Origin of the sequence: Cyclobacterium xiamenense, assembly GCF_009467825.1 — a bacterium.
In the GTDB taxonomy this organism is placed as follows: Bacteria; Bacteroidota; Bacteroidia; order Cytophagales; family Cyclobacteriaceae; genus Cyclobacterium; species Cyclobacterium xiamenense.
On record NZ_WIOK01000025.1, the window covers coordinates 48,466 to 69,504 of the forward strand.

The 21,039-nt window shown below is 51.2% G+C and carries 14 protein-coding genes; 5 read left to right on the forward strand and 9 right to left on the reverse strand.

Going from position 1 to position 21,039, the window contains the following annotated elements:
- Positions 1-18: 18 nt before the first annotated feature.
- Entirely contained in the window at positions 19-3,690 is a 3,672-nt protein-coding gene (locus GCU44_RS17165) for a discoidin domain-containing protein (RefSeq protein WP_161993959.1), read from the forward strand.
- Positions 3,691-3,914: 224 nt separating this feature from the next.
- Here the strand turns inward: GCU44_RS17165 and GCU44_RS17170 are convergent, their stop codons facing one another.
- The 3 genes from GCU44_RS17170 to GCU44_RS17180 all read right to left on the reverse strand — a co-directional run bounded on the left by GCU44_RS17170 (position 3,915) and on the right by GCU44_RS17180 (position 6,220).
- Positions 3,915-4,622, reverse strand: coding sequence for a phosphonatase-like hydrolase (locus GCU44_RS17170; RefSeq protein ID WP_154858039.1), 708 nt, complete (start codon positions 4,620-4,622; stop codon positions 3,915-3,917).
- A gap of 150 nt (positions 4,623-4,772) precedes the next feature.
- The gene (locus tag GCU44_RS17175; protein ID WP_154858041.1) at positions 4,773-5,480 is read right to left on the reverse strand and encodes a hypothetical protein; all 708 of its coding nucleotides are present in this window, start codon (positions 5,478-5,480) and stop codon (positions 4,773-4,775) included.
- A 578-nt stretch (positions 5,481-6,058) separates the two neighbouring features.
- The gene (locus GCU44_RS17180) at positions 6,059-6,220 is read right to left on the reverse strand and encodes a hypothetical protein (RefSeq protein WP_154858043.1); all 162 of its coding nucleotides are present in this window, start codon (positions 6,218-6,220) and stop codon (positions 6,059-6,061) included.
- A 109-nt stretch (positions 6,221-6,329) separates the two neighbouring features.
- On the opposite strand from GCU44_RS17180, the gene GCU44_RS17185 reads away from it, so the two are divergent.
- A complete protein-coding gene (locus GCU44_RS17185) occupies positions 6,330-9,032 on the forward strand; it encodes a hypothetical protein (RefSeq protein WP_154858045.1) in 2,703 nt (900 codons plus the stop codon).
- Positions 9,033-9,049: 17 nt separating this feature from the next.
- On the opposite strand, the gene GCU44_RS17190 is transcribed toward GCU44_RS17185, so the two are convergent.
- From GCU44_RS17190 to GCU44_RS17205, 4 genes are all read right to left on the reverse strand, one after another.
- Positions 9,050-9,940 (reverse strand): M28 family peptidase, encoded by an 891-nt coding sequence (locus GCU44_RS17190; RefSeq protein WP_241685001.1) that lies wholly within the window; start codon positions 9,938-9,940, stop codon positions 9,050-9,052.
- Positions 9,941-10,131: 191 nt separating this feature from the next.
- The gene (locus tag GCU44_RS17195; protein ID WP_161993960.1) at positions 10,132-11,385 is read right to left on the reverse strand and encodes a flavin monoamine oxidase family protein; all 1,254 of its coding nucleotides are present in this window, start codon (positions 11,383-11,385) and stop codon (positions 10,132-10,134) included.
- A 227-nt stretch (positions 11,386-11,612) separates the two neighbouring features.
- Positions 11,613-12,233, reverse strand: coding sequence for a porin family protein (locus GCU44_RS17200; protein ID WP_154858048.1), 621 nt, complete (start codon positions 12,231-12,233; stop codon positions 11,613-11,615).
- Positions 12,234-12,301: 68 nt separating this feature from the next.
- Positions 12,302-12,874: a Crp/Fnr family transcriptional regulator gene (locus GCU44_RS17205; protein WP_161993961.1), complete on the reverse strand. Its 573-nt coding sequence runs from the start codon at positions 12,872-12,874 to the stop codon at positions 12,302-12,304.
- A gap of 441 nt (positions 12,875-13,315) precedes the next feature.
- Here GCU44_RS17205 and GCU44_RS17210 point away from each other — a divergent pair, with 441 nt between their 5' ends.
- Positions 13,316-14,581: an aminotransferase class V-fold PLP-dependent enzyme gene (locus tag GCU44_RS17210; RefSeq protein WP_154858052.1), complete on the forward strand. Its 1,266-nt coding sequence runs from the start codon at positions 13,316-13,318 to the stop codon at positions 14,579-14,581.
- Between the two features lie 239 nt (positions 14,582-14,820).
- Here the strand turns inward: GCU44_RS17210 and GCU44_RS17215 are convergent, their stop codons facing one another.
- Entirely contained in the window at positions 14,821-15,534 is a 714-nt protein-coding gene (locus GCU44_RS17215) for a hypothetical protein (RefSeq protein ID WP_154858054.1), read from the reverse strand.
- A 671-nt stretch (positions 15,535-16,205) separates the two neighbouring features.
- On the opposite strand from GCU44_RS17215, the gene GCU44_RS17220 reads away from it, so the two are divergent.
- A complete protein-coding gene (locus GCU44_RS17220) occupies positions 16,206-16,640 on the forward strand; it encodes a response regulator (protein ID WP_154858056.1) in 435 nt (144 codons plus the stop codon).
- Between the two features lie 432 nt (positions 16,641-17,072).
- Here the strand turns inward: GCU44_RS17220 and GCU44_RS17225 are convergent, their stop codons facing one another.
- Positions 17,073-17,345 carry a hypothetical protein gene (locus GCU44_RS17225; RefSeq protein WP_154858058.1) on the reverse strand — a complete coding sequence of 91 codons (273 nt, stop codon included), beginning with the start codon at positions 17,343-17,345 and terminating at the stop codon, positions 17,073-17,075.
- Positions 17,346-18,203: 858 nt separating this feature from the next.
- Between GCU44_RS17225 and GCU44_RS17230 the strand changes: the two genes are divergently transcribed.
- Positions 18,204-21,014 carry a helix-turn-helix domain-containing protein gene (locus GCU44_RS17230; protein WP_154858060.1) on the forward strand — a complete coding sequence of 937 codons (2,811 nt, stop codon included), beginning with the start codon at positions 18,204-18,206 and terminating at the stop codon, positions 21,012-21,014.
- The last annotated feature ends 25 nt before the right edge of the window (positions 21,015-21,039 follow it).

Sequence of the window (21,039 nt, forward strand, 5' to 3'; positions counted from 1 at the left end):
TATTTAAAATGCTTTTTTATGATTTTTTATTCCGTTTTCCTTCTTTTTCCCGCAATTATCCCTATCTTTCATGCACAATCCAACCAACCCATCTGCATGTACCGTATTTACCTATTGCTTTGCCCTTTGCTAGTTTGGGCAACGGCTTCCCTTGCCTTTACCGGGGACCCTGCGCTTATGCAGGTGACCGGCACCGCCACTGCCAGTTCCTCCGCCGCCAATTTCCCCGCCCAAAACGTTCTGGACGGTGACCTCAATACCTCCTGGCTATCCGCTAATCCCTTTCCAAACGGATATTTCAGCAACCCGGAACAAAATATCCTGCTGGGACAGCCGCTCAGTAGCCCGGCAGGCACCGACCTTCGCCTTGCCACCGATGGAAAATTGGGCACCTATAGCCCCCAAATCTCCCTGGTCAATGGACAGGCGCGTGCGGAACTTTTCTTTTCCGAGCCGACGACCCTGCACCTACTCGGCCTGCGACTCGGCGGCCTGCAAGCGGATGTGGTCCTGGAGATCTGGGACGCCGACGGTGGCATTACTACCCTGCAGTATACCCCCCAGCAAAACAACGCTACCGTTCGCCTGACGCCCAATGTCGAAAACACGGTAAAAATCAGCCTGCGCAGCGAGGCTCCTTTTTTTATTTACGATCTGGCGGCCCTGGACCAACCCGCCGTTGAATACCTCACCATCGACCTGGAGCAAGCCCAGTGGATCAAGGAAATTCATAGCAAGCATTGGGCCGGCTGGGGCAATGCCTCTGCCACAGCCTTGCTGTTGGGCACCCACCTGGACAGTTTGGTGCAGGTCGCCAGCCTCAACCCCTCGGAGCTTTCGGTGGTGGTTACCGAATTACCGCAGGCCATAAAAGCCCGTTACGTCCGGATTGCGCATACCCTGGTGCCGGAAAACTACAAAAAAGTATCGGTCTTCGAACTAGAGGTGTATGGCGAGCCCGCACCCGAGCCACCGCCTTCCCGTACCTGGGACCCCCATGCAGGGCTGTATCCGGCGCTTTCTTCAGAAGCCAGCGTACTTCCCAGTTCCACCGCTCCCGGAGAGCAAAACCAAGCCTCCCGCGTACTGGACAGTGACTTTTCCACCGCCTGGGTGTCGGACAATCCCCTACCCGACCGCTACGTTTCCAACCCCCGGCAAAACCAACTGCTCGGCAGGAGCGGCGAATCCTCCAATGGCGTGTCGGTAAGCCAGGCCACCGATGGCTCACTGGGAAACAGCACCCCTGACATACAGCCGGCCGAAGGGGAAAGCCTCGCCTGGTATCGGCTTGTCCTTCCCTCCCTCCCCATTCACCGACTGGGTGTACGACTGGCAAGCAATTTTACTAAGCCGGTGACGATCCGCCTAACCCGCGCTGACGGGAGCGTCACCACACGTAGTTATGCCTTGGGAAGCAGCGGACACCAACGCTTTGTTATTGAATGGGACGAGGTGGTCGAGATTTTTCTGAGCTCGCCTGCGGCTTTTCGCATACAGGAAATCGCCGCCTACAGCGAGCCACTCACCGAGTACCTGACCTTGGACCTGGGCGAGACCAAACCCGTGTCCTGGATCCGTTCCCGGCATTGGAACGGTCGTGGTACGGCCCTCTCCGCCCGGCTATTGCTGGGAAATTCGCTGGACAGCCTGGTAGCCGTGACCGAGCTGGACCCAAACCTGCTGGATTTCCAAACGATCCAGTTGCCCAACCCGGTACCGGCCCGCTACGTACGCGTAGAAATAACGCTGGCCGATGAAAATTATAAAAAAGCGGCCATTCAGGAAATCACCGTGTACGATGAATACGGCATTTACGGACCCGCGCCCGCAGACCGACCGCAGGACCGGAGTTTTGGCGAACTCTTCGGCCTAAATACCGTCTGGGCCTGGGGAACCAAAAAGGTACCCAACCTGCAAGGGCCAAACGAGGGTGCCCAGAAATTTATCCGGGCGGCTTCCCAGGCGCGGAATTACCACAATATCCACTGGGACACCCCGGACCCGGACCTGATTCCCAGCTATGACCCGGAAAACCTGCAGGTGCACCTGAAATGGACCCAATGGGAACAGGAATATTCCGATTGGAAAAACAAAGGATTTACAGTAGATGCCACCTATACCTTCGACCGCTTTCGGGAATCCGATTGGGATAGCCCCTACGCTTCTGCGGAAGCCCTGGGGCAGGCCTTTGCGGGTACCTTTGGCCCGGGCAATCTCAACCTGATCCGATCTGCCGAGATCGGCAACGAGCCCTGGGATTACAGCGATAGCACCTACCGCCGCATTTTGGAAGGCATGGCAAAGGGAATGAAAACGGCCGATCCGGCCCTGATCGTACTGCCTGCAGCATTACAAGCCTCCAACCCCGAGGCCGGGAATTCGGGCATTAGCAAAAATTACATGGGCTACAAACTGTCCGAGGCCGCCGCTCCCTACCTGGATGGCATCAACCTGCACCTGTACAGTTACATCCGAAACGAACAGGGCGTCCGACTGGCGGTGCACCCCGAGCATCCCGCTTCCGAAATTCGCGCCCTCTTTGCCGGCTTGCGCTTCCGGGACCGTAACCTACCCGGAAAAGAAGTGCATGTTACGGAATGGGGCTGGGACGCATCCAGCGCCAACGAAACCGCTTCCAATAGCGAAGCCGTATCGGCCATTTCCCAGGCAGTTTATGCCGTACGAGGACTGCTCTGGCTCAGCCGAATGGGAGTGGATCGGGCCCATTGGTACTTCTATGCCAACGTGGACCTGGAAAGCACCGATTCCGAACGAAACTACGACCGCTCCGGCCTTACCGACTCGCGCAATTTCAACTTTCAAGAAAAACGGTCTTTTGTGGCTGCCGAGGCGGTTCAGAACAATCTGGCAAACCTGCGCTTTCAGGAGGTACTGAAGGAAGACGAGGACGCCTACATCTACCTCCTCCGCAACGAAGCCGGAGAAGACAGCCATTTGATCGCCTGGAGGCCGGTGATTGGCGACGATACCCTGGCCGTTCGTACGCCTTTCCCGCATGCGTTCCCGGCGCAGGATGCCCGGTACCTTTCCGGATTGGACCCGCAGGGGGAGGCAGTTACCGTTCCCTACGAAAACGGGGCGCTGCACCTGCCCCTTTCCTCCAAGCCGCTCCTGGTTGCCCTGGCGCCCCCCGCTGAAGCCAACCTCCGGGTCCGACAGGAGGCGCAGTTGCTATCCGAAGAGGAAGCTGGCAAAGTCAAGCTTACGCTGAAAACCGGAACTCCCCTTGAGCATGTGGAAAGCATTGCCTTGACCCAATCCCTGCAGCCGGCGGATGCATCCCTGGTATGGGAAGCCAGCAGCGAGGGTACCTGGCAGGCCTACCTGGAACACCTCCCTCCCGGCAGCTACACCACGGCAGCACTGCTGCGCGGAAAGGACGGGGCCTTGTTGCAAACCAATGCGGTAACCTTTGAGGTCAATAGCCACTTTTCCCTGCAGCCCAATCCCTCTAGGGGTTGGGTCAGCCTTCGGACAAAGCGCTCCTTTACGGAACCTAGCCAGCTATCCATCCTCTCCGTAGACGGGCAGGTCCTGGAAACCCATGTGCTTCCGGCAAACGAAACGATGCTGCTGCTGAACCTCCATCACCTGAATACCGGAATGTACGTATTCAGGCTGGAAAACAGCAGCATGGTAGATCGGCTGCGGTTTTTGAAGGAATAGCGCTTACTAAACCGGAAAAGCTGCCGCTGCGGGAAAAACGAACGCAAATCCCTGCGGACACCTCGAAGAATTAACGAATACGGTTGAATTCCTTCGGGAAGGTGCTGAAAAAACCTTCCGGAATAGGCGGCAAGGGTCTGCCGGCTACGGCTACGAGGGGCCTTTGGGTAGTGCCCGGTTATTCCCGGGGCTGCGCCCGTTTCGACAGTCTAACGTGTATTTCCTCAGGTTTTTGGGACGAAACCCAGAATGGCTTTAAGCTCAAGTAATGAGTCGATCACAGCATCCGGTGAGGCCTCGGCGAGCTGCGCCGCCGTCTGCGCTCCGGTGGTGACCCCGAGGCTCAATCCGCATCCGGCGGCCTTTCCTTCGTCAATATCCACCATGGAATCGCCCACTTTGGCTACCTTGGATGCCTCAGAAATGCCACAGCGCTCCATGGCCACCAGGATCATGTCCGGAGCGGGCCGACTGTTTTCCACGTCGTCGGCAGTGACCAGGACATCGAAGGTCTCTCCCTCCTGCCAGTGTAGTTTTTCCAAAAGGGAGCGAGCCGTCTGTTCGTTGTAGCCGGTATTCAAGGCTACCTTCACGCCATTCGCTCGCAAAAACGCGAACAATTCCTCGGTTCCGGGGTAGGTGGAAACCTCCAGCACCGCATAGGCCTCTTTGAGTAGCTGCAGAAAATCGGCAAAGGCAATCCGGGCATTTGCTTCCAAATCCGCTGCCGTCCGGTAGGCGTCCTTCATGATATCGCGCACCGCCTGTAGCTTTTCTTTCCCTCCTCCGTGCAACAGCACCTGTTCCAGCGAGTAGCGGTGGCCCAGTTTGTTAATTGCCTGTTGGAGGGATTTGTAGACGACATTGTTTTCGTTTACGGTGGTTCCGGCCATGTCAAAAACGACCAGGTCGATGGTGGGGTGTCGATCCATGTATTCGATGGGTTGGTGTTGAAAATAAATTATTAGTGCGGGCTTTTTTTTTAAAGAAAAACCCCCAGGCGAAGCGTTCCGGCCGCGTTCCTCGCCTCCCTTCGGGAGCGATCCGGCGGAAGGCTTTTCCAGGGCCCGCTTGCAGGCAATTTAGTCGCTAGCAAGCAACTTGCCAATGCTTTCCCCGATTTCCTGAATCGTTACTAGCACGGCCTGATTTTTTATTCGGTTTGCCGCTTCGCTGTCGTTCAGTTCCGCTTCCAGTCGTTTCGACTGGAACTCTTTGGTAACGATGGTGGTAAACGGGATCAGCCCGGTCCGTACATCCAGTACCACGAGTTGCGTGGTGGCAAAAGCTTTGATATCCGATTTTGAAAACAATTTATAATTGGCATACAGATCGCTGGTAATGGTATAGACTACCACGAGATCGGATTGTGTGCGGACGGCAGCCTCCCGGATACTCGTAAAGGTAGGACGATCCGAGACCAACAATTCAGGCAATTGAGCGACCCGGGTTACCCGGTCCGATCGAAGAAATGCAGCGCTCAAGGAGTCTACGTAGGCCTGTTGGGATTTGAGGTATTCTTCGCTGTTCCAATAATAAGTGCTCCGGCCGGAACCTGGTTCGAGCTTTACCAGTGCAACCCGCAGGTTTTTTGGTAGGGAAAAACTCCCGTCAAGAATTCTACGGATGTTTTCTTCCGAAATCGTCGAGGAGGCATCGTCAAATAACGACTGGGTTATGCTCGGCTCGGGGGTATAGGTCGGTAGTCCCTGACTAGCCGATCCCATTGGTCTGCTGGTAGTACAGGATACCGCTACAAAAAGCAGCAACAAAGAGCATACATGCTTCATGGTATACGTTTCTATTCTTTTTCATCCGGTGCCGGTCAATTGATCCAGATCCCTGCGAATTTCCCTAATGTAACGCGATTTCCGAAAATTTACGAGAAGTTTCGTCAAAAAAAATTACCCCTACTTCAGGGGAGAAGCACGGCCGCACCACCCCAGCTAGATGAGAGCCGTCGGCCGGCACGCCACCCAAAAACCGCTGGCCTTTCCCGATCCCCCCGGGGGCGAGCCCCGGTAGGCGCAAGTTTCCGAAGCTACCTACCGCTACAGCCGAGCGGCTAAAAAAAATACAAAACAATCAGGTAATGGGGCCAAACCTCGGTGCCTGAAGGGGTATTCGGATACCGATCCCAATATGCTTGATCGGGTACCAAAACAATTGTTCGTCCCCTTCGCACGTACTAGTTGCTTTCGTAGTATTCCGGCAGTGGAATGTCCGGAAGCTGCTTTCTTACTGCGACTGAAACCTTCTCTACCAACTACTTTTGGTAGTTTTTCAGGGCTTTCAGACTGGGTTTGCCCGATTTGTTATACAGGAGCTTCAGCACCAGGTTTTTCGGGAATTTCAGTTTTTTTACAACCTAATCGGCCTGGCTAAAGAAATTTACTTCGGTAAAATCATTAATTGTCAGCAGAGAAAACGGTACATCCGGCACCCAATCGGCGGTATTTACCACATGAAAGGCCCCATCCCGGCCCTTTGCATCGGATCCTGTTAGGACCTCCCCCGTTTTTTCACGCATCTAACGTATTTTATCAAAAAAACTCAGGATATTATCCGCCACACCTGTACATTGAGCCACAAATAATACCTTCATTTTCAATCAAACGGACAAAACAGATTTTCATTCCATGCAAAGCACCTCTTATTCCCAGGCCCCTCTCTTTCTCATTGCCGCCCTTGGGCTACTGCTGGCCCTTGGAGGCCTCCAATCCAGCCTGGCACAAACCGGAGAGGATACCACCGTGTACCACAACGGAGGAAATCGGGTGCATGTAGTGGATTGCATCCGGTTTCAGCGACTCGGCGCAGCTGCGCAAGCGTCCATGCAAAAAATGATGCTCGCGGCGGCGCGAGCTCAGGGACTTGCGCTTTGTTCGAAGTGCCCGGCAGATACGGCCTCCCAGCAGCAGACCGACCTTCCTCGGTCTTGGGTAAGCCCGGCGCCTGCAACGGTACCCACCCATACATTTGAACCCAGTCCGCTGCAGCCCCTGGTAGCCCCGGGCCCGGACGGAAAGCTCGTATACAAACCCTATAGCGATCGGGATGACCGGGTCCTCGATTGGTCCCAAACCGGGTACAAACAAAGCAATGTGCCCATTCCCTTTGTGCCGGTCCGGGAAACCCTAGAGCCGCTTCCTGGGAAAATCTTTCACGAAGATCCCATGGCCTATCCTACAGGGCCAGACAGTCGGCCAGGGATTCAGGCAGCACTGGACCGGGTCGGAGCCCAGACCGCCGATAGCCTGGGAGTCAAAGGTGCCGTACTGCTCAAAGCCGGCACCTACTACCTAAACGCAGGCCTACATATCCCCTCCGGCGTGGTCCTACGCGGGGAAGGTAATGCGGCGGATGGTACCCGACTGATCTTTCGTACGGAGCAGGGAGGCGGAAACGCCATTGCGATCGGTGAAGGAGAAATCAAGCAGTTTCCTGAAAATGCCGTTCGCATCACGGACAACTATTTACCGTCCGGCAGCTACGAGCTGTCCGTAACGGACGCCAGCTCCCTTGCAGCGGGTGACTTTGTCTACGTCCGGAAAACCGTCAATCAACAATGGATAGACGAACTTGGCATGGGGGAACGGCTGCGTCACATTCGCGGAGGAGAAGAAGGAGCAAAGAAAAAACCCTGGAAGCCGGATTCCTTCCAATTTATGCACCTGCGGCAAATCGAAGCCGTGCAGGGCAACACCCTTCGTCTTCGGGTCATGCTACCTCAATCTATCGCAAAAGAACATGGCGGCGGAGAGGTATTCCCGGTGGATTTGGGTTCGCTGGCCACCCACTGCGGGGTGGAGTCCCTGTTGATCGTGTCCAATTACGACACCCGGGTGGAAGATACCGGCAAATCGGCAAATTTTATGAATTTCAGAACGGCCGTCTCCATCAGCAATGCCCGAGACAGCTGGGTTCGGAACGTTCGGGTCAAACACCTGCAATTTGCGGCAGTTGCCCTGGGAAAAGGCTCGCAACAGGTGACCGTTCGCGACTGCGCCTACCTGGAACCCGTTGGCCCGAATCGCGGTGGATTCCGGTACGCCTTTGTATTGGGAGGCGGAACCGGCCACCTGGTATACAGGTGTTATTCGGAGGATGCCCGACACGATTTTGCGGGGGGTGCCCGGACGATGGGGCCTTTTGCCTTTGTCAACTCCACCGCGGTGCGGGGACAGCAATCCGAGCCCCATCACCGCTGGGGCACGGGCTTTCTCTACGATAACATTACCAGCAAAGACGGCAGCATTGCGGCGATCAATCGCGGGGATTCCGGCACCGGCCATGGCTGGTCTGCTGCCAACACGGTGATTTGGAACAGCGATGCGCCCAGCATCGTCGTTTTCGATCCCGAAACCGCTGGAGAAAACAACTTCGCCATTGGCTATACCGGAGATAAAAAAGAGGGCTTCGATGCCAATGGCGTCCGCTACGCCAACACCCGATCCGGCTACTGGGACACGCCCCAACAGGGAAAATTTTATGGATACGCATTGATGGGCAGCGGCTATATCGAAAGTCCGGATGCACCGGTTGCCCCTCTAAGCCTGTTTGAGCAGCAACTCATTGACCGTATTGGGCGGCAGCAGGCGATGCGGGTACTCTCCGATGAGCCGGAAGCGGCGCCTCAAATTATTTTTGAAGATCCAATGACGGGGGACTGGCAGGAAAACTGGTTTTTGGATGGCAAACATGCCAGCCTGCGCGCTTCGGCGGATGGCTTGTTTTTCTCCGGAGGAACCCTGACCAAAGAGGACGATTCCCTGGCCTATCATGCCCATCACGCGGTACTCTGGACCAAAAAGGAGTTTGAAGGTGATATCAACATTAGCTACGAGATGCGCCGCATCGACGAGAGCGACTACGGTACCACACTGCTTTACATACAAGCGCAGGGCATCGGTACCCCTCCCTATCTGCAGGATATCTCCACCTGGAACCACCTTCGGGAGGTTCCCGACATGGGAATTTACTTCACGTACATGGACTTATTGAGCCTGAGTTTCCGCGAAAACCTCCGCAACAAGCGCTACCCCTGGCGGGACGAGGAGTTGAACTGGTATCCCGGAAGAGGGCTGATTGAGCCGATGGTGGACTATGGCGAGATCCTTCCTGGGAAAACCTATCGGGTGCAGGTGGAAAAGCGCGCTGCTTCCCTACGGCTCCATTTGGTAGAAAAGGACAGCGGCCATTGCATGATTGATCATACCTGGAACACCGATGCGATTGCCGGGGGGATCGAACCCAAACGCATCCAAAAAGGCCGCATCGGTTTGCGTCACATGGCCACCCGTCAATTTGTTTACCGCAATTTCAAGGTGGAGCAATTTTGAACCCGGAAAACAGTACGTTAGGCAGTTGTCGGAACTTCCAGGTGGGTTATCGCATGGCAGGCACCCGTAACCACTTCCCGCATCTTATCAAAATCCAGCGTATCGATGGTATCCGATGCCAAATGATAATGGGGATTCCGCACAAAAGACGTATCGTTGATCATCAACGCGGGGTATCCAAAAGTCCAGTAGTTGCGTTGGTCGGAAAGCCCGGCTAAGCCGGTAGCACCTGTTTCGGCAGGAAAACTAACCACCTGTACATCGATCTGTGCCCGGTCGGCCATCAGCTTTTGCACACTTTTATTGAAAGCATCGTACCGATCTATTCCCACCACGATGATAAAATTAGCCGTACCAGGGTACCGTCGCGCCAGTTCGGCTGAAGGGAAAGGTTGGGAATTTGGCGCATCGGAGAAATAGCCAATCATCTCGTAACAAATCATCCCAACAACCGCTACCTGCTCTTCAAAAAGCGACCGGGCATGTACGTAACTACCCATCTTTTCGGTGCCAAAAAAGGGAGGCTCTTCCAAACAGTAGGCCACCAATTCGATGCCGTAATCCGTTTCCGGCTGATGCTCGCCCAGGAGTCTGGCCGTTTCCAGCAATCCGCCAACGGCACTGCCATTGTCATCGGCACCGGGTTGATCGCCACACACATCGTAATGGGCGCCGACAATTAGTCGCTTGGGCATATCCCCCTTATACCTGCCGATTACATTGGTGTATTCCCTTCCTGCTGCAATCCATTTCTGCAGCGATACCTGCAGCCCGGAGGCCGTAAATGCCTCCACTATGTAGGCAGCCACTGCTTCCAGACTCTCCGTATTTCGGTAGTTTCGATACGGTCGCAATGCGGTTAGGAATGCCACATCGCGGTACAAGCGGTTCTTCTGCGCGTTCATCATATGTTTTATTCGTTTAGTAGCAATCGTGTTTTCGCCAGACGGCATCCGCAAGTAGCATCTGCCGGTTTGGCTATTTTCGGCAGCAAGCCCTGGAGTACGCCGCTTCCCGAAGCATCCGGCACCCAGCCGGTAGGCCGTATTGATCGGGGCCTGTCCCCGGCTATCGTCCGCCCGTTGCGTTCGGTAATCGGCTATTTATCCGGTGCAGCGGCTGTCTGCCCGGTGGCGTTCCCATCGTACGGCCCCTCGATCAGCTGCGCCACAGCGGCCCGAGCGGATTCGCAGGCCCCGTGCACCGTCGCCTGGTGATCGAGTGAAAGTGCTTCCCCGGCAAAATAAATTCTGTCCCTTACCGGCTCTTTTATTTCTGCAACGATGCGGCTTCGGTTTCCGTCAAAAGAATAGGAATAGGCGCCTTGAATAAAGGGTTCCTCGGACCAGTTTTGCAGGACGTGCTTTACATAATTGGCCGATGCCTTTCCCGCAAATATCCCGTCCAATTCGATCAAAACCTTCTCGACGATCGCTGCTTCGCTTTTCAGTTGGGTGTAGGCAAGTGCCTTTTCGTTGATCGCAAACAGTCCCAAAATATGCTTGTCTGAATCTTTCCGGAAAGCGGCATCGTAGAGGATTTTGTTTTCCTCACGCATGGCCCGAGACAGCTTATCAAAGACCAGAATATCCGGATAAAATCGTTCCCTGAATTCGATAAATAGCTTCATTCCCTCGCCCATGTACACCCGGTTGATGGCCTTCGTTTTGGCAAGGGGCAAGGCGGGCACAAAGGCAATTTGTTGCTGCTGAAGGGTCTTGATCGAGCTGGTGAGGAGCACCTTGTCTGCCTCGTAGTGCTCGCCGGCCTGCGTTGTCACGCGTACTTTTTTGCTTTCATAGTTGATTTCGGAAACCGGTGCACGAAGTACCAGCCGATCGGAAATCGTTGGCACGATGAATTGCTCAAAAAAGTCAAACCAGGTCGTGCTGGCAAATTTCCATTCCCGGTAAAAATTCCGGATGAAATGGTGGGAGTTGAGTTTTCCCGCATGCCAGCTTTTGATGGTTTGGGGATGGTAATCCATGATTTCGACCGGGGTACGCGCTTTGGGATCGTTGCGAATGGCCGACAGTACCCTCGGGTGGGTATGAATCCATTCTGCACCCAGGTCTAATGGGAAATCGGCAAAATCATTGATTTTTTTTAGCCGCCCGCCGTAGACCGAGGCCGCTTCGATGAGCAAAAAATCAATGCCGTACTGCTTGAGCAAATACGCTGCGGAAAGACCGGCGGCACCCGCCCCGATCACGAGTACTTTTCCAGAAAAATTCCATGGAAACTGCGGTAAAATGGACCGCTCGCCGCCGAAAGTGGGTAGCAAAAAAGAAGGAAGAAAGGGCAAGCAAACACCCATCCGCAGACTTTGCTCCATAAACTCTTTTCGTGTCATTTTTTTTATTTTGATGGGTTTAGGGGTCAGCCAGAAAGGCTGGCAAACCAGTGGTTCCGATGGTATTTTTCGTACATCGCTTCGGTAGCGCCACAGCATCCCTGGGCATGCCGCCGCCCTGAACGGCTCGTTGTACAGGTCTGCGAAACAGGGAACAAGAACGGCCGTTCCTGCCTTGTATCCGCCCGGCGCTGCCCGTATCGGCATCTCCGGCCCTGGAGACCCGGCTAAAACAACCGGTGGGCAATACCCAGGTAAATCACGTTGTTTCGCAACTCCCTGTCAGCGACAAGCCTGGTCAATCCATGGCAGTACCGTATCCCGATGGACCAATCCGTTTCAAATGCGTATCCCAGTCCGGCATTTATCGAGAAATCAAACCTTTCCACATTTTCCAGCCGCAGGTTATCCGGTACGGACTTGCTGGTATTGACGGTAAGGAAGCCCAGTTGTGGACCCAATTCCGTATAAAGCTTCCCCTCTCTCCATTTCAACATCAGCGGTAAGTTAATGTAAGAAATCTTGTACCTCCCGTTTTCTTCCGATTGCTCCCCTTGCAGGGACCAAATCATTTCGGGCTGTAGCTTCAGCACTTTTGAGACCTTGAAAGCGGCATAGGCACCCACCGAATAACCGACCTTTCGGTCACTTTCCGGAAGGGCATCGTTGCCCCATAATTCGGCAAAATTCACACCTGCCTTGATCCCGTAGTGCACCTCCGCTGCTGCGCTCGTTTCTTGCGCGCGCAGCGGAACGGCGTTCAGCAGGGCAAGGCACAACACGCAGCCCACCAGGCCAGGGAATCGTTTACACGGGTTTTTGGGTGCCGGTATCGGTAGGTAACGCATGGGCTCAGTCTTGTTTTTTGCAAAATTCGCTAATTAAGCTGACACGGCATTTGATTTGGATCACAAAATCACCTTGATCGAAGGCGGCTTAGGGTTTCCCGGGATATCCCCAAATAGGAAGCGATGTAGGTAAGCGGTACCCGCCGAAACACCTCCGGTTGATGGGTCAACAGGGCATTGAACTTATCGGCGGCAGCTTTCATGTGCAAGTCAAAAATTTTGTCTTCCATAAAAAGGGCGTACTCGAGGATGGTTTGATTGACAAATCGCATGATCTCCAGGTTCTCCAGCATCAGGGATCGGAGTCCGGGAATATCAATAGCGATCAGGATGCCGTCTTCAAGCGATTCGATGTTCTCCCGGGAAGGGAGCTCGTTGAAACTTCGCAGCGAACCGATCACTTCATTTTCGAACGCAAACCAGGTATGTACCTCGGTCCCATTGTGCAGGTAAAAACTTCGGGAGGCACCTTTGCAGATCCAATAGAATTTGGTACAAATCGTTCCTTCCCGTACCAGGAGCTGCTTTTTGGATACAGCAACCTGTGTCAGCAGTGGCTGCAGCAGGACAACGGCCCGTTCCGATAGCTGCGGCTCGAAATTTGCCAAAAAATCGGCAACATACGGTGTTTTTTCTGTCATCGAATACGTTTTTAGCAGGGCCTTTACGGGCCAAAAAGGACCGTCCCTTTCGCCCATCAGGCTATGGGATGGTACCGACCGTAACCCAATATGCCGGTAAAGCATGGCGGAGTTCGGTACGATGCAGGGCTGTCCGCAATTCATGCAGTAGTCACCCCTATCCAGTCGATCATCCGAAGTAACAAGCTACGGAAAAAACGGCTTTTCAGGAAAAAGCCAATAAATACTTACTCCCCTTTTCCCAATCCTGGAATGCGGTGGAAAAGGACGGTAGCTAATGCACGATCGGTCATGCCCGAAACACCGATGCCATCGCCCCGGAGAAAAATACATCCAAAAGGTTAATTTTAGAGCCAGATTCCCGTACTCCTCCTTACCAAACGTGGAATTCTCCTTTTATTTTTACCTGCTTTTTTTTAATTTCCAAAAAAGTTTCCACCAATGAAAAAAAGAGCTTTCCTAAAAAACCTCCTGGCCCTGGGTGTTACGGCCAGCCCCGGCGTGAATTCCTTTGGCCAGCTCCTGTCCCGTTACGAGCACATCCCTCCTGCGCAACTTGCTTCCAACGAGGACTTCTGGGCTGGAATCCGGGCCGGGTACCGGCTCAAACCCGATTACATCAACCTGGAAAACGGCTTTTATTGCTTTGTCCCGCAGGAAACTCTTGAAAATTTAATCGGGCACGTGCGGGAGGTAAATTACCAGGGATCCTGGTACATGCGAAACGAGCGCAAGGGAAACAAAGCGGCCACCACTGCCCGCCTGGCCGAATTGGGAGGCTGCAGCCCCGAGGAGGTGGTCATCACACGAAACGCCACCGAGTCCCTGGATTTGATCATCACCGGCATTCATTGGAAGGAAGGAGACGAGGCTGTCATGGCCGAGCAGGACTACGGCGCCATGCTGAATCAGTTCAAGCTGGCCGCCAAACGGTATGGGGTGGTAAACAAGGTGGTATCTGTTCCGAACCTGCCCCAATCCGACGAAGAAATTGTGGAGCTGTACGCGGCTGCCATTACGCCCCGGACACGGCTGCTGATGGTCTCCCACATGATCAACATCACCGGGCAGATCTTGCCCGTGCGGAAGATCTGTGACATGGCCCATAGCAAAGGGGTGCAAGTGTTGGTGGACGGGGCGCATGCCTTTGCCCATTTCCAGTTTAACCTACCCGATCTGAACTGCGACTATTACGGATCCAGCCTGCACAAATGGCTGAGCACGCCCCTTGGTGCCGGACTTTTGTACGTAAAGAAAGGAAACGCAGAGCATGTCTGGCCCTTGCTTGCCGAAGGAGAGCGAGACCCCAACGACATCCATCGCCTGAACCATATTGGTACCTACCCCGCCTATACCGATCTGGCCATCAACGATGCCATCGATTACCACCATGCCATCGGCGGAAAACGAAAAGAAGAACGCCTCCGGTATTTGCAAACGTACTGGACCAGCAAAGTCCGGGATATTCCTGGGGTAATTGTAAATACGCCCAAGGACCCTGCGCGGCATTGCGGAATCGGCAACGTGGGCATTGAAGGCATGAAGCCTGCGGAACTTGCGAAAGTGCTGATGGAGCGGTACAAGATTTTCACGGTAGCGATCGACGGCTCCAACGTGCACGGCTGCCGGATCAGTCCCAACCTCTACACCACCCTGGAGGAGCTGGATGTGCTGGTAAAAGCCTGTACCGAACTGGCAAAAGCCTAAGCAGCCTACCACAAGCAAACTGCTTGGGGCGTGCCAAAGAAACCGATTGACAAGCGGTCAGCATGGGTTCTACCCCAAAGGCAGCAATTCTTTGTTGACCCGAAAAGGGGCGAATTCCGCAGTAGTTCCGGGTCCATTTTTCCAATCAGCAGTACCAACGTGGCGGGTATACTGATCCGTGCAGAGTAGAAATTGGCAAACACATCTGCACTAGCAAATGCTATCGGGCACCATGCGGGCTACAGGCTTTTCAGGTCGATCACCTCAAAATTCCTCGCATCAAAATAATCATCCAGTCCATAGTCCGTATTGATGATGATACCTCCCAATAAGGTTACCTTGTCCGCATGAAATTCATCTTTACAGGTTTTCAGGTATTGGCGAATCTTGTTGTCGATAATACCGTAGGTAGCTTCTGTAATGGCTTTTGGGGGATTTTCGCTGGCAAGTATTTCCGCTCTAAAGGGAAGTAAACTTTCTTCCAGCTTCATCTGTTGGTAATCGTCGTCATTGACGATGGGCGTGTACCCATCATGCTGTAAACGGTTCAGGGCAAGCATCAGCGCCCCGCATGAATTGCCCTTTTCCTCCATTCTTGGTCGGAACATTTTGCCCAATTCTCCATCTAAGGTAATGCCAATGTGAGGCCCATAAAAGATAAACGCACTTCCTTCATCCGGAATATGGTGGGCATAGGCCGTCATCCCGGTTTTTCCAACAAATGGAATACCTCCGAGTCCGCCCATTACGAAGGGGCCAAAAAGAACGTTGAAGAAGGTAGTCGATGGCACATTGATATCGTCCGAACAAACGGATGTTGCCATAAGAATTTTTGAGACATCCAGTTGATGCTCGATTTGCATTTTTCCTAAAAAATGAATAGACGTGTCTTTCGCATCCCTGGCATTTGGGAATTCCTTTTTTACTATTTGGTCAAATTTCCTTTGTAACATAGGTAGATGGTTTAGCTTACCCGCTAATTAGCCTTTTAAAGGTAGGCAAAATTAACAAAATGAAAAATTACTGCAGGTCGCGTTGCATTGAGAACCGCTACTGCTTTGCCCGCCAGGATACGGTAGCGGTCGATGTTGACCAATGGCAGCAAGAGCCTCTGCTAGGAAACGATCGCGCATTCCGAACCATTGAAAGTGGCTATAGTCCTTTATTTTATTTCATTTTTGAAAAATTAAAATTTTTTGTCTAGTAATTAATTTGACCGTTTTTTGATTTACCAGCAAATGATACCGTCACCTTTCCTTTTTCACCGGCGGGTCCTGCATGAACACCTTCTTCAAATGAGCAGGTACCCGACTGCGTCAGGGCCAGGCAACGAACTCCGGATAGATCTTCCCCACCAAATCTCACCCTGTCCATTAGTAGGTAATACGCGTAATTATTCCTTTAAAGATCATCGGAAGAAACATTTTTCTGCTATGCTATCAAGGCTACAAAATTTGAAGGAAATTCCCTTTTCTCTGTTTCGCCGGAAAGGCGATACCTGCTTGGAAGGAGATCAGCGAGTAGTATCTCATTTTCAGCACCAAATTTGCTCTCAAAAACATGTGCTAGTTTAAAATCAAAGCACAGGAAAATGAGAATTTAACCTAGCAACAATTGCAGTAATATGAAAATAATAACAGGAAAGATCCTGCTGGTGGACGACCAACCTTATGAAGAATTATTTCTTAAAGAAGCATTGGCCTCAATAGACCGGTTTACTGAGGTAGAATATATTTCAGATCCTGAAGAAGCGCTTGCGCACCTTAAAGACAATCGTGACGAGATTTTTCTCATCATTTGCGATATCAATATGCCGGAAATGAGCGGTCTGGATTTTAAAAAGGAAATTGAAAAGGACAATTACCTGCGTGAAAAATCCATTCCATTTGTCTTTTTTTCCAGTGAAGATTCCAATGAAACCGTAAAACAAGCCTATACGCATAATGTGCAGGGATTTTTTAAAAAGGCGGATAGTATTGAAGCCCAGGGCGAACTTCTGAAAATTATTATTAGGTACTGGGCAACCTGCCTGCATCCGATTATGGGTGTTGAGAAGTAGCTATGGGAATAGCGGTTAAAATTCGTCCATATAATGGGGGACAGCTTTGCCTTAATGCGCTTAGGCTTGTTTGATTTCCTGAACCGCTGCAAAGGCCTATTGCCAAGGTCGGCACCTACTCCTTCCAATTCGAACCGTTTATACGGACGGTGTTTAGGACCTAGGGAATGGGGTCCTGCGGTCCATTGATAGGCAACGCAGATCCGATGTTTTGGGTTTCTGCCATCCGTACATCCACAGTTCTCCAAGGTCATTCAACCGTCTCGGCTATGCAAAGGGCCTCAAAGGGCATTTCTCGAAGGAGTTATTGGCTTTAGTACCTGTTTTTTCTTTGTGTTTTTCTACACTGCATTTTTCTGTTCTTACCCATACTTCCGAGAAATTGGCCCATTCGGCATGGTTATTCCGGCAATACATGCTTTCAGTAATCCGTCAATTTAAGTTGCGTTCTTTTAAAACCTCTTCCAAATCCTTGGTTTTGTTTGGACCTTTGAGCATCCGATAAATAAAAACAATGGGTATGACCATGGGAATAAAGAATCCCAAGTTTTTGTCCGAAGAGAGACTCCAGGAGACAATACCGAAAATGAGTATGCCTCCAAGAAAGCCAATCGCTGCTGCATTAAAGATCTTGGATTTATTTAGTTTCTTCTTCTCGACGATTAGTTCTTCGTCAGTCAATTGGTACAGGTCTTTCTTTTCCATTTACTTGAGTTTTGTAAATCTTTACTTCGTTTGATCAATTTCTATTGGGCAAAAGGCATCTAAATATTTTTTATACGCATCAACCTATCGGTTACCTGGATTATCATTTTGTCCAAAAACAAAGCAGGCGTCAACATGTCCAATTAGAACTATTAATGTAAGTTTTTTGTAATTCATTTTTTGGTCAGGTATCTGTAACTATTTTGGTCGGTTTCCCTTTATTGGGCATACCGATCGGCAGCCCTCGCGGCTATTTCCCTATCGGGCGGTGGATGTAACATCGTTAAGTATAGAAGAATTTGGAGGAATTACAACTAGCTTTGTGATTACAATTTTTCTTAGCCATTTAACCGATACGGAATCGTCCGCGTTGGATTCGCGATTCCAACCGCTTATCCGGGCACCCTTTCCCAGAGGCTTTTCTTGGCATTGGCTCGGAAGGTACTGCCTGGCTATGCCCCATTCGATTACGTTAAGAAAAAAGTGCTCGTAACAACAAAATAAACCGATACCAGAGGGAGCGTTCTCTCCCAAGCCCGATCTACGATTGATCGGCAGTTTTTTGATGATCTTGGTTCCAGTAGCTCAGAAATCCATCAGCACTTTGCCACAGACGGATGCAAAGGGTATAGGGGCCGTGTCTGGGACAGTCGCACGTTGGACCTTCCAGCATCCAAATGTGGGATTTCAAGGCAGTTCTTGTCCGCCTACTATATGGAAATCTGTCTATGCCCGATTGAAAGCAACTCGACCCGAGGATCTTTACCTGGGACAATATTTTAAGCCATTCCTTTTTGAAATCAAGCATCAAATTAATTAAATTTATCCAGCAGCATTTAATCGCATATTGTATATGCCATGGCAAGGTTATACTTCTATATTCAGTTCATTAGAAGGTTCTTTTTCAAATGGTGTTTGTTTGGATTTAGTTTGGTATACCCCACGTCGTCGGTAGTAGGTCAGTTAATTGACGTGAGCCTTCGTCACTTTTCTACCGACAGTGGCCTGGCTACATCCATGGTCAATGACCTATATCTCGGCCATGATGGGTATCTATGGATCGCTGGGTTGGGTGCTTTGACAAAATTTGACGGCACGGAATTTAACAGCTTTGCTCCAAGCGGAAAAGAAGCTAATTCTATTAACTTCACCTCTGTTGCTTCAGATAAAAAAGGCACCGTTTATGCGGTCGGCATTGACCGTTGGAACACGTATCATCTTTACAGATTGCTTCCTGATTCGGAGGAACTGATGGTGGTAGGCAATGACTGGGTCTCTGTTCAACCCATTCGGGCTGTAATTCCTGCCAAAAACGGAGAATTATTATTTATCACCACCAAAGAGGAGGTCATTTTGTCCGATGGTGATCGGATATCACGATTGTTCGAATCGCCCGCGCAAACGCCTATCATCTCAGCCTTCTCTACGACTGAAAATTTCTTCTTTCGGACGTCAAAGGACATTTTTAGGGTAAGTCGCACGGGAACTTTCACTTCAATAAACGAATCCGAACTACCTCCCTATGAGAAAACGATACCTTTAGAAGGTGATTATTACCCTATCCATAATGTGGCATCAAACGATCTTTCTTGCTTTTTCCCCATGTTACGTAGCCTGCTATACTCGCCTACGGTATCTTCCTTTCCTGAAACATCCTACATTTTTCTTGATCCGACAAGCTCTTCGCAATGGAATATTAAAAAAAGGAGGATTACCCACGTGGATCGCAAGACCAAAGAAAGTAGAGACTTCTCGTATCTTCTACAGGATTTCCCGAAAGCCCATGGTATTAAATGTGCGGTAATGGACCATTTCGGGCAGGTTTGGCTGGGCACAAACGACGGGGTTTTTGCGATAAAGCCGACATTTTCCATCGCGCAAAAACTGTTTACGGGAAGGGATAGGTTTGGCAATGCCTTTAGCTTCCGGGGCATTGCCCAATGGAGGGGGAAATTGTACGCAAACAGTTACTCGGGAAGATTTAACTACCAATTCAATGAAGGAAGAGAATCACCGTTTTATAACGACACGCCTGTCGTCCATCCGCTGGCAGCCCATGCCGGAAACGAAGCCTCCCTATGGCTATCCGATGGTCATTACCTGATGCGATTTCACGATGCAAACAGGGAGCCCACTGTCTATACACTTCCGCTCTTACCTAACTTTGATTACACCAGTTTGAACATATGGAGCATCTACGAAGACCCTGAGGGCAAGGTATGGCTCGGGACCAGTGTAGGCCTTGCTGTTTTGGATAGCTTGGGAGGGCAGATACGCTTTATTTCCCCCCCATTGATACCTTCAGACTCCATAGCAAGGGTCAACCACATACATCCTGTCCAGGATGGCCTTTTATTGGCTACCACCTTAGGCATGCAGCATTTTGATTTCAAGCAGGGGTTTAGTGGGCAAGTGGGAGTGTATGATTCATTGGTAAATCTTACCAAAGGCACGCCCATTTACCACTTACACATAGACAAGGAAGGCATTTTTTGGATCGCGAGTCATGGAAGAGGGTTGCTGCAGTGGCATGCGGAAAGGAAGCAGCTGACCAGCTTTGATGCATCTAATGGGATAAGCAGTAACGAACTGCACGCCGTTTACGAGGACAATAAGGGAGGATTATGGATGCCTTCCGAGGACGGGCTTTTTATGTTTGATCCATCGGAACAAAGAGCCGTGCGCTACGGAAAGGAACATGGGCTAACTGATGATGAGTTCAACCGCATTGCTCACTTTCAAGATCAGGAAGGCCTCCTTTATTTCGGGGGTGTGGCGGGCATAAATTTAATCGACCCGGCCGACATTTACCGAAATTACACAGATAGTACGTACTCGCTTAGATGGAATGCCGCTGTAGTTTCGGCCCAGGATGGAAGCTTCTCGGAAGATATTACTTCTGCGGTTCTTTCTAAAAAACCGATCGTCCTTACCAGCGAGCCTACTACCCTTACCCTAAAGCTCTTTAATTTGGGAGGATACACCTCATTCGAATACAGATGGAAATCTGACAGTGCGGGTTGGCAAAGGTCGAACGAACCCTTGCCACACCTTGTGGACCTTCCGGAGCGACAGGATGAACTCCTTATTCGGGCACTCGATAGTCGGGGTAGCGTGGTCGGTATGCTACATCTGCCCCTGGATGTACAACACCGCTATACCATTCAGGAACTACTAGTGCCCACAATGATAGGAAGTGCACTGCTTGCCGTAGTGGTTTTTGCCTTCTTTTGGCAAAAGAAATCCAGTGACAAGAAACTCCGTTCCAGGCTAAAACAACCTAGATTCGCTTCCCCATTCGATCAACCTGTAGAACCGCTTTCTGAATCGCTGGATGGATTTGCCGAAAAGATTGAGGGAGTTGTAAATCAGCACCTGTCGTCTCCGGAATTTGGCGTTAGCCAACTCAGTGAGGAGTTATGTTTGAGTAGAAAGAGCCTCTATCGTAAAACCAATCAGTTAATCGGAAAAAATCCCAACGAACTAATCAAGGAAAAACGGCTAGCGTATGCCAAGCAGTTGCTTTCCTATTCCGATCTCAACATTGCTGAAATCACCTTTAAGGTCGGGTTTAATTCAAGCAGCTACTTTACAAACTGTTATAAAAAACAGTATGGGCAAACTCCCAGGGAATATAGAAATCAGCTACTGAAACGAAAGAACTCTTAAACGCAAGGGGTTATTCAGCGTTTTT